The sequence below is a fragment of the Parasutterella sp. genome (assembly GCF_057870745.1).
The window spans coordinates 19,352-33,767 of the sequence record NZ_DBMALT010000030.1 but is presented as its reverse complement, the minus strand read 5'-3'; the positions used below and the strand labels follow the sequence as shown (position 1 = coordinate 33,767).

11 protein-coding genes and 1 pseudogene are annotated in these 14,416 nt (G+C 46.8%); 6 read left to right on the top strand and 6 right to left on the bottom strand.

Annotated features, from left to right (window positions below):
* Window positions 1-154: 154 nt before the first annotated feature.
* From pssA to ACZND6_RS08965, 3 genes and pseudogenes are all read right to left on the bottom strand, one after another.
* Window positions 155-1,033 carry a CDP-diacylglycerol--serine O-phosphatidyltransferase gene (pssA, locus tag ACZND6_RS08975; protein ID WP_008811156.1) on the bottom strand — a complete coding sequence of 293 codons (879 nt, stop codon included), beginning with the start codon at window positions 1,031-1,033 and terminating at the stop codon, window positions 155-157.
* Window positions 1,034-1,199: 166 nt separating this feature from the next.
* A pseudogene (locus ACZND6_RS08970) lies at window positions 1,200-1,841 on the bottom strand (phosphatidylserine decarboxylase); the annotation flags it as partial.
* A 133-nt stretch (window positions 1,842-1,974) separates the two neighbouring features.
* Window positions 1,975-2,706 carry an SIMPL domain-containing protein gene (locus ACZND6_RS08965; RefSeq protein ID WP_489524587.1) on the bottom strand — a complete coding sequence of 244 codons (732 nt, stop codon included), beginning with the start codon at window positions 2,704-2,706 and terminating at the stop codon, window positions 1,975-1,977.
* A gap of 372 nt (window positions 2,707-3,078) precedes the next feature.
* Between ACZND6_RS08965 and ACZND6_RS08960 the strand changes: the two genes are divergently transcribed.
* Entirely contained in the window at window positions 3,079-4,059 is a 981-nt protein-coding gene (locus ACZND6_RS08960) for an NAD-dependent epimerase/dehydratase family protein (protein WP_270208327.1), read from the top strand.
* A 157-nt stretch (window positions 4,060-4,216) separates the two neighbouring features.
* Here ACZND6_RS08960 and ACZND6_RS08955 read toward each other — a convergent pair whose 3' ends face one another.
* Window positions 4,217-6,115 (bottom strand): flavocytochrome c, encoded by a 1,899-nt coding sequence (locus ACZND6_RS08955; protein ID WP_489524586.1) that lies wholly within the window; start codon window positions 6,113-6,115, stop codon window positions 4,217-4,219.
* 113 nt (window positions 6,116-6,228) lie between these two features.
* Here ACZND6_RS08955 and ACZND6_RS08950 point away from each other — a divergent pair, with 113 nt between their 5' ends.
* The gene (locus ACZND6_RS08950) at window positions 6,229-7,182 is read left to right on the top strand and encodes a LysR family transcriptional regulator (RefSeq protein ID WP_021868423.1); all 954 of its coding nucleotides are present in this window, start codon (window positions 6,229-6,231) and stop codon (window positions 7,180-7,182) included.
* 56 nt (window positions 7,183-7,238) lie between these two features.
* Here the strand turns inward: ACZND6_RS08950 and ACZND6_RS08945 are convergent, their stop codons facing one another.
* On the bottom strand, window positions 7,239-7,937 hold the full coding sequence (locus ACZND6_RS08945) for a hypothetical protein (protein ID WP_489524585.1): 699 nt from the start codon (window positions 7,935-7,937) through the stop codon (window positions 7,239-7,241).
* Window positions 7,938-8,087: 150 nt separating this feature from the next.
* Between ACZND6_RS08945 and ACZND6_RS08940 the strand changes: the two genes are divergently transcribed.
* On the top strand, window positions 8,088-8,786 hold the full coding sequence (locus ACZND6_RS08940; protein ID WP_418941206.1) for a DUF805 domain-containing protein: 699 nt from the start codon (window positions 8,088-8,090) through the stop codon (window positions 8,784-8,786).
* A 181-nt stretch (window positions 8,787-8,967) separates the two neighbouring features.
* Here ACZND6_RS08940 and ACZND6_RS08935 read toward each other — a convergent pair whose 3' ends face one another.
* Entirely contained in the window at window positions 8,968-10,722 is a 1,755-nt protein-coding gene (locus ACZND6_RS08935) for a sensor histidine kinase (RefSeq protein WP_412611733.1), read from the bottom strand.
* 170 nt (window positions 10,723-10,892) lie between these two features.
* Between ACZND6_RS08935 and ACZND6_RS08930 the strand changes: the two genes are divergently transcribed.
* The 3 genes from ACZND6_RS08930 to ACZND6_RS08920 all read left to right on the top strand — a co-directional run bounded on the left by ACZND6_RS08930 (window position 10,893) and on the right by ACZND6_RS08920 (window position 14,364).
* Entirely contained in the window at window positions 10,893-12,035 is a 1,143-nt protein-coding gene (locus tag ACZND6_RS08930; protein ID WP_412611730.1) for a porin, read from the top strand.
* Between the two features lie 31 nt (window positions 12,036-12,066).
* Window positions 12,067-12,687 carry a response regulator transcription factor gene (locus tag ACZND6_RS08925; RefSeq protein WP_412611727.1) on the top strand — a complete coding sequence of 207 codons (621 nt, stop codon included), beginning with the start codon at window positions 12,067-12,069 and terminating at the stop codon, window positions 12,685-12,687.
* Window positions 12,688-12,870: 183 nt separating this feature from the next.
* The gene (locus tag ACZND6_RS08920) at window positions 12,871-14,364 is read left to right on the top strand and encodes an FAD-dependent oxidoreductase (protein WP_489524584.1); all 1,494 of its coding nucleotides are present in this window, start codon (window positions 12,871-12,873) and stop codon (window positions 14,362-14,364) included.
* The last annotated feature ends 52 nt before the right edge of the window (window positions 14,365-14,416 follow it).

Sequence of the window (14,416 nt, the reverse complement as noted above, 5' to 3'; positions counted from 1 at the left end):
GAACCTCGCGATTCAGACCTTGCCTTTGGCTATGTGCTTGGCGCCACCGCCCGCACTTCGGGACTTTCACCCTGTAGAGTTCGCTCATGCCGAGCGCACATCAAAAAAGCCCGAGGAAAATCCCCGGGCCGTGCACGAATATCTTAATGATTTCCTATTTAACCTGATCTGCAGGCTCGTCTAATTCCACTTCAGAACGATGCGGAATAACCGGATTCGGCTGACCTGTGTACCAGAGGTAGAACTGGTAAGCAAAACCGGAAAGTGCATACAAGCAGAAAAGGATGAAGACCATCAGAGCCGGATCTGTTGAAAGTACAAACAACAGGATCACAGCAGCAATCAGCACCCAGAAAGGAACGCTCTTGCCGTAATGGAAGCTCTTGCCGGAGTAGAACGGGGCGTTGCAGACCATGGTAAGACCGGCATAAACCGTAATAACCATTGCAAGCCAAGGCAGCCAGTCGCTGTTAACAGGCATTCTCTGGTCAACCGCAAGCCAAACAAAACCTGCTACTAAAGCAGCGGCCGCAGGAGAAGGAAGACCCTGGAAGAAGCCTTTGTCAACAACATCTACGTTGGCATTAAAGCGTGCCAGGCGAAGTGCCGCACCGGCGCAGTATACGAAGGCGGCGGCCCAGCCCAAACGACCTAAGTCGTGAAGAGCCCACTGATAAACCACCATCGCCGGCGCCATGCCGAAAGCACACATATCGGCTAAAGAGTCGAACTGGACACCGAAAGAGCTCTGAGTATGAGTCAAACGGGCGACACGTCCATCACAGCCGTCCAAAATCATGGACACGAAAATCGCAATAGCGGCTTTTTCAAAGTCGCCTGCCATCGCAATGATGACGGCATAGAAGCCTGAGAACAAACTCGAAAGCGTAAACAAGTTCGGAAGCAGATAGATCCCCTTCTTACGGACGGTATCAATGCGTTCGCGAACGATGGCCTTCGGTGTCACGCGAGGATGCGGACGAAAATTCCGACGGGCATGAAACGGTTTGGCTTTATCTCGCTGTAAAGGCATTTAAGCGTTCTCCTTCTGATTAAGCCTGCTGCTGAGTCTTCTCTTCTGTCGTTTTTGTTTCGGCAGCAGGAGCAGCGTCAGCAGTTGCAGCAACTTCGGTCACTTCTACGGCTTCAACAGCGGGAGCTTCGACCGGAGTTTCCGGTTTTTCTTCTTCCTGAGGATTCAGGAGAGCAAGGACGGTGTCCGCTGCGCGAACCTTCTGGCCCACGAAAACGAGAACTTCAGAGTTGAGAGGAACGTAGACGTCGACACGGGAACCGAAACGGATAAAACCGAAGCGTTCGCCGCGAGTAACTTCCTGACCGATATGGAGATGGCAGATAATGCGGCGGGCAATCAAGCCGGCGATCTGAACGCAGGTAATCACAGGGCCTTCATCAGACTTGATGATGATGGCGTTGCGTTCGTTTTCCATGCTGGCCTTATCGAGGTCGGCATTCAAGAATTTGCCGGGTTTGTAATAAATAGCCTCAACAGTACCCCCGATCGGGCTGCGGTTGGAGTGAATGTTGAACACATTCATGAAGGTCGAAATAAGAATTTCTTCCTTACCGGTGTAGGGATTCTCGACTTTTTGAACTTTGCAGATTCTTCCGTCAGCTCCTGAAAGAACGCTATGCGGAGTCTGACTGATCGCTCTGGGAGGATCACGGAAAAACTGTATGACAAAGACCAAAAGGACAAAGAAAATAAAGGAAATGAATCCTCCGATCAGCCACCATACTAACAGCGTAATAAAAATCGCGGCGCCGATGATTCCCCAACCTTCTTTAGCCAGGATGGGATATGAAGAATTTGATTTCAAACCTTTTCTCCTTAATAGGTTTATTTTTCGGAAAGGAGAAGGCGGACGGCCCTCCCCTTTTAACGGCCTATTTTAGACAAATTTCTTTGGATTAATACGTTTCAAGCCGTGAATGGTCGGTGAATGCTTAAAACTACTCGGCGTCTTCCGTCTTCAAGACAGCTGACACCGACATCGAGAGGTTGGATGTTCCGGCTTCAAAAACAGGTGTCTCCACACTCTTAAAAGCAGCGTTTGCACCCATAGCTCTGGCCGCAAAGACTGCCCCCTCCGGTGCGAAATCAAACGAATTGAAATTCAGCTTTTCAATACGAAGTGCATCAGGCGCAACTTTCATTGCTACTGCGATGGATTCAGCCTTCTTATTTAAGGCATCGATCACATCTTTTGAGAGCTGATCCTGTGCAGCAGCTTTCGCTTCCTCACTTAGAGAATATGAAACGTTTTCAAGTACTAGTTTTGCCTGCTGTCCGACCTGGACCAATGAGGCAACGCCGTTGACGTCTTCTGTCTCAACGATGATGTTTTGACGGGCTCGCCATCCTGTAATCACCGGAGCTTCCCCTTTCTTGGGATTAGTATAAATCGGCTGCGTGTAATATCCTCCGTTGCGGATCTTTGCGATTGATGAAAAATCTTTCACAGACTGCTGGGCCTCTGCCATGGTCTTATTGACTTCACTCTGCGCTGTAGCCAAGTCCTTGGCTTCAGACATGGTTGAGAAAACGATGCGGGCCTTGTCGTTTGGGAAACTCTTCTTAACGGTAACGGGCAGATTCATTTCCATCCCTTTAGGCACAGGTTTGAGATAAAAATCCTCGGCATTTACGCCCATCGCAGCCGCGGCTAAAATAGTAGCAGTCATAATCTTTCTAAGCATTGTTGATTTCCGAAAGAAATAATTTAGACACCGCCACCCTATCACAGCGTTGCCTACCTTGTGACCCTTCGTGCTCATTAACGGAACTTTCTTTTCCATTAAGATAAAAAGTTTTAGCTCGCACAAATAGTGTAACCTTGGGTATTTTTCTTCGACTTTCTCGTCAGAGATTGAAAGTTTTTTGAACTGTCATTCAGAAATATTTTGATGATTTGTATGAATTGAGGGAAATCCCGAGATGTTCTGTGAAACGGACAAATACCGTGTTATTCCCCATCAGTTAGGGTCAAGCCTAACTGACAAATACCAATTGCGATTGTGGGAAGCCCACTTAAAATCACAAATAAGGAGAAAAAAGTGAGCAATCGTTCAGCAGTCTTTGGCGGTGCCGGCTTCATAGGCACCAACCTGGTTTATCAGCTCATTGAAGACGGACAACAAGTCTTCAATTTTGACAATCTTTCCGGTCTCGGAAACTTGCTCAATATTGCCGAGCTCATGCAGCAAAGCCGTCACAGCTTTGCTCGCTGCGATATTTCCAATCCTGAGGAAATTCGTCAGGCGTTGCTCATGGCCGCTGCCGATACGATCTATTTCTGCATAACCCCTAAAAACCCGGAAGAAGAATCCAGTTTGGAAAATTTTCGTACATTCTTTGAAACGGTCAAAGAATGGCGAAACGGCATGGCCGACACTAAGCTGCACAAGATTGTCGTAGTTGTCTCCGAGCATTACAAGCTTTTAGGAACTTACGGCAAGATGTACGCCGGCTTACTTAAATTATTGGACAGTTATGCATCAGACGGCCTTCCGATCAGCAGTTTGCTCGTACCGCCCGCATTCGGACCTTTCCAGCAGCCTGATAGTCCGATCTCCATGATCATTTATCGCGCGATTGAAGGTGAAACGATACCCGTTGTCAATCCGGAGGAAAAGGTTTCTGACCTCGTCTATGTCAAAGACGTGGTCGACGCCATTGTCTTGGTTGAAAAGAACGGAAAAATCGGCGGACACTATCATTTGACCGGCACCACCTCCTCCATGTCAAATATTGAAGCAGCTGACGTGATCTGCGATAGTTTGAACGAGGCCCTTCCGCCGCCGGTCGGTCGCTACCAGGCACTGATCGAAGAAGTTACAACTTCACTGATCGCATCTGATATCTCTAAAGATGAGTCAGCCCTTACAGTTCTCGGATTGCAAAACAAGACCTCTCTTGGAGAGGGTCTCAAAAAGACTGTCAGCTGGTATCTCAATAATCCTCGCTGGTACAACCAGTCCAGAACTCGTTTCTTCTATTTATGGCAGAATCCGGAAACAGTTCTCAAAATTGCTTAACCAGTGTGACCTGAAAAAGCGATTTCACCCCTTCAACTATTAAGAACAAGCCCCAGAAGGCACCAAACTTCCGGGGCTTCAATCTAACTTCTAATTTTTTAGTATTTAATCCTATGTAGCAGGGCCGAAAACTCCGGCCCTCTTGATTTCTTGGACGCTACTTACCGACTTCCCGACCGGCAATCGTACCGAAAATCAATGCATCGGGAACCGCATTACATCCGACACGGTTCGTCCCGTGGATACCGCCGGTAATTTCTCCTGCTGCGTAAAGACCGCGAATAGGTCTGCCCTTTTTATCGAGTACACGGGTGTCTTCGTCGATCGTCACGCCGCCCATTGTATGGTGTACAGACGGAGTCATGACAGAGGCATAGTACGGACCGCCGGGAAGCTTGTTTCCTTCCTCACAGCTCATACGGCCGAACTCATCACCCTTCTGTGTCTTGCAGAATTCGTTCCACTTCGCGACCGTACGCTTCAGATTATCCGGATTCATGCCAAGTTTTTTCGCCAGCTCGTCCAGCGTATCGGCCTTGAATGCTTTCTTCTGTTTAAGTAGGTCGGAAATCAAGATACCGTATGGCCCTCGTCCTTCTTTATCCTTTAACAACGTTTGTTCCGTACCAATAACATAGAAGACATGGTCAGGCTGGGCAAGGGCAGCCCTTGCAAGCACGTCTCTTCTGCCTTGTTCGTTTACGAAACGGTTGCCTTGCTTATTCACATAGATATTGGTCGACTCCACAATCTTATGGTTAGTTGCACCGGTTGCAGGATCAGTGGTCGGAAGAAGCTGGATATAGCCCATGTCCTTGAGTCCTGCTCCTGCCTTCACGGCCATATTAATACCGTCGCCGGTAATCGCAGGCATATTGGTCGTCTTGACTTGATTGTCCAGCTTGTTATCCCAAATTTCATCGTACTGATTGCGCATCTTCACATTTGCGCTAAAACCGCCAGTTGCCAAAATCACACCTTTAGAGGCATAAAGTGTGTAGTCTTTCCCGTCCGGTCCCGAAGCCTTAACTCCGACCACTGCTCCGTCTTTGGTAATTAAGGAACTTGCCGGCGTGCTCATCATGAAAGAGATCGGGAGTTTTTCTCCTTTGATGAGGTCAAGATACGTATCGATGTAGCCTACACCGGATTTGTAATTGCTTGCGCGGTGAGAACGCGGCCATAAAGCTCCGACAAATTGTGTCGGTTGTTTTTGCCAGACAAGGCCCATTCCGGCTAAAGTTTTTTGGATTGCCGGAGCCTCTTTTGTGAGCTTGTAAACGAGAGCTAAGTTTGCCTTGTAATCTCCTGCTTTCCAGCTTTGAAGAGCATGGAGTTCAGGACTATCAAACAAGCTCTTTGAACCTGACTGTTTATAGGTATCCCATTGCTGTTTAACTTGACCTATCAATTTTTCCTGAAGTTTATTTTTGGGGTTTTCACCCAGAAGTTTCTCGATAGATTCTTTTTGACCTTCCGTCATAGAGATAGGTTTCTGACCTTCAGGATCGGCTGCATTGAAGCAGCCACCGGAAACGGAGGTATTGCCTCCGGCAAAATGAGCTTTTTCAATGACTATTACGTTGAGGCCGCGCTGAGCTGCAGCTACTGCGGCGGAAAGACCAGCACCGCCGGCACCGACAACAATGACATCAGTTTTCTCTTCAACTTTCCCGCCGACCTTCTTCGGCTGAGGGACCGCCTTCGCATAATCTTTGGGATTCAAACCAGCTTGTTTGAGGCAGTCCTGCACCGCTGCTTTGATAGCGAATGTCGTTAAGGTTGCTCCGGCAACGTTGTTAACGTTGATCGACTGATACTTAACAATATCCTGAGGAACTTTGAGCTTCGGCAGATCGGCGACAGGGTGTGTTTCACTCCAATTGAGAACTTTTACATCCTCGATCTTGTTGTTAAGAATCTTAACTTGTACTGTAACATCACCGTTTCGTCCAAGAGTCGTTGCGGTATATGTACCGTCTTTAGCAAAAACAGCTGTTTGACTGCAGACCGCAAGCGTGACAGCTGAAACAATAAGGCTCAATCTTAGCTTCATAATTTCTCCTTGAATGGCTGTTTCACTTAGTAAGCTTAATGGCTATACTCAAAAGCAAGAAGATTTAACATCGGAATTACTTCTTAAAAAATGAGAATTAAATACTTAATGTGATGAAGCCAAGAGAAAATCTTTTATCGTGGCAAGTTTTTTTGACAACGGCCGTGACAAAAAACATATCCAAGACATCTATCGAACTGGATATGGATCTGAAAACTGTCTCAAGAATAGTAAAAGAGCTTGAATCTGATCTTGGTTTTATTCTTTTTGACCGCTCCTGTCGGCCTTTCAAACTAACGGAAGGCGCTGAAAAAATCTTGCCGTTAGCAAAAGAATTGCTCCGGACCAAAAACAAGATCGAATACAAAGTCCAGGATTTTCTCCTAAAGCCGACTGAGATTCGCTTGTCTTTACCGGTGAATATGACAAGAGACGATCTCTTCGAGTTGATGGATAAATACGCAAGCGCGCACCCAAATCTGAAGATACGGCTCCTCAATGATTGCGACCATAAGCACCTTTTAGATAATGAGACAGATGTTGCCATGCTTCCGTACCTGCCCCAAAACGATGAGGATGAAATGGTCCTCTTTGACGCCGGATTCAGCTACAACATGCTGCTTGCAAGTCCTGAGTACATTCGACGAAACGGAGCTCCCCAATCATTGGATGAACTAAAAGCTCACCCCTTAATTCTTAGAGAAAGCAGGATTTACCCCATTACAAAGACATTAGAGCACGGTGACGAAAGAATTAACCTGGATCCGGAATTTAAACTTCGTTATCTCGGAGATGCTTTCTCTTGTAAAACAGCCGCTCTCATGGGAGAAGGCATTGCGGTTGACCTTTCTCTCGCTTACTGCAAAGAAGAAATTGAGGAAAGCCGCTTAGTACCTCTTCTTCCGGGATGGCACAGACCAAAGTGGACAATGATTGTCGCCATTCGAAAAGAAGATGCAAAAGATAAGGCGGTCTGTGAATTTGCGCAATGGTTTGCGGATAGACAAAAAGAAGCATACCCGTCGCGTTGGAAGCCACTGTTTAACAAGTACCGAGTGACTCCCTGACCCTTCTGCGGAGGCGCCCTTCCGCCCCCCAATTTAAAGACCGAGTGTTCTTAATTTTAGTTTTCCGGCTTCTTCGGAGCTTTATCGACCCAGCGATCGTCCTCGTCTTCTCCCAGGAACAGGGACTGGAAGCTTTGGGCCTTCATTGAAGGTGTGAAATCAAGTCCGGGCTGAACCAGCGCTTCAAACCTGGGATCACTGATCGCTTTCAGAACCGACCACTTCACTGCCTTGTTCAATGTCGAAGCTACTCTGCGGCAGCCGTCCTGCATATTCTTCAAGCCGTCGGTAGGGGCGTTATACACCACATCCAGTTTCATTGAGTGTCCGTTAGAGGAGAACAATTCCATGTTGATGCGCCAAGCCAGGAACGTCGGTTCAGCCTGAATCTTTACGCTGTCAATCAGATTGTAGATTTTGACCTTAGGATTCTTTTGATTCAGGATTCCGGCTTGGTTGAGATCGGCCATCAGGGCGTTTCTCCAATAGTTCGAGAAAGCTCCGTTTAAGGTTTTAAATTCTTCCTGACCAGGAATCGGGATAATGCTCCCGGCACATTCCAGATCCATGGCTTTAACAACACGCACTTGATCCACTGCGACGTCTTTCACATCGAGTCTCTTCAAAATACGTGCATTCTGGGCCGTAACTTCATAAGGATATGAAACGTAGGGCTCAGCGGTTTGGCAGCCGACTAAAACAAGTGCGGAACCAGCCAGAGCTGTTGAAAGGAAAAGTTTTTGAATAGTTCTCATGGATACACCATTAATGTTTTTTGAGATTTTATTGTTTTCCTTGCATTTAGTCAGGAGATTGAACGTGATTTTTGACTGCACGTTTTGGAGCTTTAAAAAGAAATCCCTCCCTAACCTCAATACAATGAGTAAATAACAAAGGAGTAAAAAATGTTTTTACAGTGGTATCGCTACTGCTTCAGCAAATACTTTACGTTTCAAGGGCGAGCCTCTCGATCCGAGTATTGGTCCTTCACGATTATCAACCTTTTGATTTTGTGGGCGTTTTGGTTCATTTCAAAACTCGTGGACGTGCCTGAAGACGCGATGGCGGACGGCATCCCGGTTTTCCCGAAAGATCCCGTCCTTGCTTTGATTTTCGGAAGTCTTTATCTGATCTTTTGTATTGCCATCTTCTTTCCGTCCCTCACGGTGACTGTTCGTCGGCTCCACGACAGAAATCACAACGGATTTTGGGTGATCGCTCAGCTGATCCCGCTGCTCAACCTCGTGGTTTTACTGATGCTGCTCTTGCCTTCCTCTCCATACCCGAATTATTATGGACTCCGCGCCCCGAGGTTCCCGGGAGAGAAAGTTCCAGAGCCCGGAACTGATATCTACGGTCCTTACGGCAGAGTTGCCTGCGAACCGCAATCCAATGGAGACGAAACAGTGACACAACAGAATACACCTGCAAAAGGTTCCGTCATGGACGAAATCATGCATGAAAATCTTGCAAACGCCGATGCTCAAGCCGGTATTGAAGAAAAACCTGCCGCAGTTTCACCGTCTAAGAGCGAAACTCATCGTCCGATGAGAGGAGATGAATCTTCTTTGGTCGCTCGCTTGAATAAGCTTTCCGGCAAGTAATCGAATCAGATAGTTTCAGCCCGCCCTTCATTCGGGCGGCTTTTTTCATAACTGCCGGGGTATCTGATACTCGGCGTCCATCCAAATGTCCTTTGAATTTTAGCTTAGTGGTGGTTTCTTAAACTCTTTCTTAGTCCGAGAGGATCTGAAAAGGATTAACGATGCATATAGTTCTCAGTCTCTACTCCGCTCTAAAAATGGGTAAACGGATTCTGCAAATCAGACCTCCGTACTTTCCTCTTTCTATCACCAAGTTACCATTGTGATTTTGAACAATCGAGCGAACTATTGATAGCCCGATACCGAGACCTGAGGCTTTTCCGGACTTAAAAACCGAGCCCATCCTTTCAAAGTCCGAATCAGAGATAACTGCACCATTATCGGAAATATTGACAAAACAATAAGTTTCATCGCTAGAGATCTTTATGGAAACTTTTGGTTCATCCGCGCCTTGAGTCCTCAAAGCCTCCTTGGCGTTTTTTAGAAGATTAAAAACTGCGAGCTCAAATTCAAGCGGCGCCAAACTGCAAATCGGAGCCGAAGAGTCTCCTTCAAAATCAATCTCAAGCGGATAGTCCTGCAAAGTAGATTTGAAATCTTTAACTGCTTCAGACACAACATCGTTAACGCTCAATGGAGATTTTTTCAGTTTTTGCTCCTTGGCATAGGAACGAACTGACGTCACGATTTCCTCGGCTTTACGCGTTTGAAAAACGATCTTTATCAGCATTTCTGTAAGAAGTTCGTTATCTATGGAGCCGGCTTTCTGAAGCCGAAGCAAACCTTCGGAATACGCCAAAATAGCTCCAAGAGGCTGTGGCAATTCGTGGGCGATCATAGAACTCATATGATCGATTGTTGTAATTTTTTGAAGAGAGAGAAGGCGCGCTTCAGTTTCTCTCATTGCCCGATCCGCCTGAAATTTTTCTTTTAAGGTCTTTATGAGCTGAGCCGATCGGATTTTCAATTTAAAGTACAAAAAACCTGTGAATGTAAGCAGCGCCAACAAAAAAATAGTAAATATAAAAACGGAAAAAGAATATTTTTGAAGGAAATCTCGAATAGTCCATGGCTTGACACCAGAAAATTGGGCCATGTTCAGTTGCTTGAAAACCGCGTCCACCCTCGAAAGATCTGTTTGCACTGACCAGGAAGCACCGTCATTAAGGTGCGGCATGTCCAGGAGGGAAGTTACGAGCCGCTTTGTAAAGGCAGGATCTGCCCATCTCGTGGAAGAAAGCACCCAGTTGGGATAAGTGCGGGTTGAACGAAAACACGGCTGTTCACTGACTATCGCTGCCGGCTTAACAGCATTTGCGAGCTCGGGATTATCGATTAACCGACTCTCCCAAAAACAGCTAGGTAATGCTGCAACATCTGCCGTTCCATCTTTCAAAGCCTTAAGCAAATCGAGCGGTTGTCTGTATTGAAAACGAACTGAACCAAAAAACGTAGAAGGATCATAACCTGCGTAAGAAATCTCTCCGAGCGGGGCCACGTAACTGTAAAAAGCATTAGGATCATTTGCGATAAACTTTTTGCCTTTCATTCCTGAGAGCGTTTTGATATTTGAATCTTTGGCGACAAAAAAAGTCGATCCAAGTTCGTTGCGATCCTGCTCGTTCGGTCCAGGTCGATAGATCACTAACTCTCTTACCCCTTCTTCGCCTAACAGTCGAGCAAAACCGGCAGAAGAAATGAAGTAATCAATCTTTTTGGTGCGAATTAACTCCTTTAATTTACCCAGAGCCATTGGGCCTTTGAGCTCTATCGTATTAGCACCGAATTCTTCTCTCAAAAATTTGGCCGTTTCTTCAAAAAACAACTTTTGACTTGCCGACATGGCTCCTGTGCCTATTCCAATAACGTATTCTGCAGAAGCGGTTCCGCCCCATAGAAAAAGAAACAGAAACATCGAAATAATTAGTCGCTTCATAACCAGCCGTCCTTGTTTTCGTCTGATCATCATCTCATGGTCAAGTCGTTTTGACCTCAGGATTTTCACGGTTTTAACTACTTAAGTACCAGACACTTAAGTGAGCTGCTCATTAGTCTTTAAGCAAATGGTTTTTGCATTTTCTCATCGAGTACAAGGAGAAATTCAGCATGAGTATCAAAATCATCAAAAGTGCCGCAGCAATTACTTGCTTAGCAGCAATGTCAGCAGCCGCTGCCAGCTCAGTTTCCGTCTATGGTGTCATTGACACCGGTTTCGGAGTTTCCAAAGGCAAAGGTCAAGCCGCCAAAGTTCAGGCCATTTCGGGAGGCAACGCCGCCAGCAGATGGGGTTTAAAGGGGCAAGAAGACCTCGGCGGAGGCAACTACGTTAAATTCGTCCTCGAACAAGGTCTCAAAATTAACAACGGCGAGGGTCAAACTGCCGGGGTCCTCTTCGACAGAGACTCCCTGCTCATTATCGGAGGCCGTTGGGGCGAACTCGGTTTCGGACGCTCCGGTTCTCTGATGGGAACAACCGGATATTTCGGCCAATTTCCTAAGATGAGTGCAAACCCGATGGCCTGCAACTATCTTGATGCAGCATTGATCGGATCGTTAGTTAATTCGGGGATGCTCAACAATTCCGTCACATATCAAGTTAAACCGACAAATACTATTACGCTCACGGCGCAATATTCAAACGGAATTTCAACTGACGAAGCCAAGTGGGCCAAAAACAACCATTACTATGGCTTATCCGCACAGTACAAAGATAAAGGATTTAATCTGGGAACAATTTTTACGGTCATTGATTACCGTCAAAGCGGCGTCAACAACGGAGCCGACTCTGATCCGACTTATAACCTTTTCTTTGCTATAAACCAGACCTTCGGTGACACCCGTGTCCATTTTGATTACCAGCATGTTTGGAATTCCAGAAGTCTTGGAGGAGGACCGAACGCCTTCTATGCTAAGGATTTAGGATTCGGTTCGACTGCTGCTGTTAAAGGCAGTAAAAAAGGTTTTAGATCAGATACCTTTGTTATTGGAGCGAGCACATCTTTAGCCGGCGGCAGAATTTTCGGAGCCTTCAAATGGAATATGGGAAAATGGCAGGGAACAAGTGCGGTAAAACATGCTGACCGCGACGGTAACCGCTGGGTCGCTTCCCTTAAGTATCAATATCCGCTTTCAAAGAGGACATTGGTTTACGCTTTAGGAACATATGCACGAGGAACAGGAATGTTTGACGAGGCCGAAGCCAAAGCAACTCGGCTTCTAACGGCCTTTGGTGTCCAGCACAATTTCTGACATTTGGGAAACCGGCATCCGGAGAAATGAAATGAACAGCCAATATAAGGAAAAAGCAGTAATTCGGATCGTAGACGATGACGAAGGCTTCGGCGATGCAGTCCGGTTTATGCTGAAAACCGACGGTTGGTTAGTTTCCTATTACTCCGATACCGGAAGCTTCCTTAAAAAGGACGACCCTGACGTTCCCGGCTGCATTATCCTCGATTACCAAATGCCGCTCGTCAACGGTTTGGAGTTTCAGGACATTCTGGCCCATAAAGGTTACCGACAGCCAATCATCTTTTTGACTGCTCATGCGGATGTAGATATGGCTATCTCTGCTTTCCGCAGCGGGGCTGCTGATATCTTGAAAAAGCCGGTTTCATCTGAAATTTTATTTGAAGCCGTCGAGCGGGCCGTAGAAAGGGATTTTTCGTTCCGTCAGAAGGATTTCCGGATTGTGCGCTATCAGGAATTTTATGATGCCCTTACCCAGCGTGAGAAACAAATCCTAAACAGCGTTAATGCCGGATTGATGAACTACCAAATTGCGCAGAGGCTTGGCCTAAGCGAAAGGACAGTTGAGACTCATCGAGCCAACGCCTACAAAAAAGTGGGTGTTAAAGACCTTCAGCAGCTCAAAGAGTTTCTCTCACACGTCGATATTTAGTCTGAGAAGTTAGCCTCACTAATTTCTCTTACTTAAATCAGACTCATTGATTAACGGACTGTGACTTCATCACGGGTTAGGGGGATTTTTGTCGCTCGCAAAGTTAATTCCTATTTTTTTCAAAGCAATAGTTTCCAAATTCTTTTTCCTTTTTATCAATCCTCACAAACAAGAGGCAACACTATGACACTTAGCAGAAGAAGTCTTTTTAAATTTGTTGGCGCCGGTACGGCTGCCGCCTCGTCTCTTTCCGCCCTTGCGCAGGAAAAATCTCCGAAAAATCCCTACCTCCCTGAAGTTTGGGATGAAAATTATGACGTCGTTGTCGTAGGCGGTGGCGGAGCCGGAATGGCAGCTGCTCTTCTCGCCTCTCAAAACGGTGCAAAGCCCGTCATTATCGAAAGATTGCCTTTTGCGGGCGGAAATACAATGGCAGCTCAAGGCCAGATCAACGCTGCCGACCCCGTTCGTCAGCCGAAACAGAATATCGAGGACTCTCCCGCCAAACACGCTGCCCAAACATTGGCCGCCGGCGATTTCAGAGGTGATCCGGCCCGAGTTAAAGTGCTCTGTGATAACGCTTATAGCGTGATTACCTGGCTCGAAGGTCTCGGAATGGAATTCAAGCCAACCGTTCATCAGATGTTCGGAGGGCTTTATCCTCGAGCTCACTCCCCTGCCGTACCTAAAGGAATCGGCTATACAGGTGTTTTAAGCAAAGCACTTAAAGAAAGAAACGTTCCTTTTAAATTAGGTTATTCCGTCGTTGAAATCTACCGTGAACAGCCCTGGTCAGGAGATGTCGTAGGTGTCAAACTGCAAAACAGCAAGGGCAAAACCCTTAACATCAAGGCAAATAAGGCAGTTGTCTTAGCGGCCGGCGGATTCTCCGGCAATCAGTACCTCAGAGAGCTGCATGATCCAAGAACCGCGGGACTCGGTACGGATAACCTTCCCGGCCACACCGGAGATGTAATGCTTGCTGCTAATCGCATAGGCGGCTACCTCGTCGGTATGGATTTCATCCAATCAACCCCGGGAGCACCTGCCGGCAAGAAACTGAAAATCATTTTGAATACCAACGTTGACGGCTCCATCTATGTTGACAAACGCGGAAATCGTATTGTTGATGAGGGCGCACGACGCGACGTAATTCGCGATGCTGTTCTCGGAACCCCGGAGCGTTATGCCTACACGGTCGTAGACAACAATCAATACAACTCTTACAACAGTGCAGTTCATGAAGCAGTTGAACGCGGTATTGCCATTGATGAGGCCTGGACTGCACCGACGATTAAAGAACTTGCTAAGAAAATGGGCGTTGATCCTGAAGGGCTTCAAAAGACCATCGATCGCTATAACAATGTTCTTATTAAAAATAAAGAAGACCCGGACTTCCACAAGGCCCCTCGAAATCTGACCCGAAAGATTGCTCAGGGACCCTTCTGGGCCTGCTATACGGGCATGACAGTCCACCACACGATGGGCGGCCTCAATACCAACACTAAAGCACAAGTTCTAGATGCAACAGGAACGCCGATTCCTCGTCTGTACGCAGCAGGCGAAATCACAGGTGGTATTCACGGAACAAACCGGGTCGGCGGAAATGCACTTCTGGACGTTTTCGTTTTTGGCAGAATCGCAGGAGAGAACGCCGCCAAAGAAATCTCGCGTTAGCCAATCAGCAATAAGCAACCTATAACTTAAATCTTTTCTTCGGGTCCGGCTT

Coding starts and splice junctions, on each gene's coding strand:
- pssA (WP_008811156.1), bottom strand. CDS start 1,033: ATGCCTTTACAGCGAGATAAAGCCAAACCGTTTCATGCCCGTCGGAAT.
- ACZND6_RS08965 (WP_489524587.1), bottom strand. CDS start 2,706: ATGACTGCTACTATTTTAGCCGCGGCTGCGATGGGCGTAAATGCCGAG.
- ACZND6_RS08955 (WP_489524586.1), bottom strand. CDS start 6,115: ATGAAGCTAAGATTGAGCCTTATTGTTTCAGCTGTCACGCTTGCGGTC.
- ACZND6_RS08950 (WP_021868423.1), top strand. CDS start 6,229: ATGAAGCCAAGAGAAAATCTTTTATCGTGGCAAGTTTTTTTGACAACG.
- ACZND6_RS08945 (WP_489524585.1), bottom strand. CDS start 7,937: ATGAGAACTATTCAAAAACTTTTCCTTTCAACAGCTCTGGCTGGTTCC.
- ACZND6_RS08940 (WP_418941206.1), top strand. CDS start 8,088: ATGTTTTTACAGTGGTATCGCTACTGCTTCAGCAAATACTTTACGTTT.
- ACZND6_RS08935 (WP_412611733.1), bottom strand. CDS start 10,722: ATGAAGCGACTAATTATTTCGATGTTTCTGTTTCTTTTTCTATGGGGC.
- ACZND6_RS08930 (WP_412611730.1), top strand. CDS start 10,893: ATGAGTATCAAAATCATCAAAAGTGCCGCAGCAATTACTTGCTTAGCA.
- ACZND6_RS08925 (WP_412611727.1), top strand. CDS start 12,067: ATGAACAGCCAATATAAGGAAAAAGCAGTAATTCGGATCGTAGACGAT.
- ACZND6_RS08920 (WP_489524584.1), top strand. CDS start 12,871: ATGACACTTAGCAGAAGAAGTCTTTTTAAATTTGTTGGCGCCGGTACG.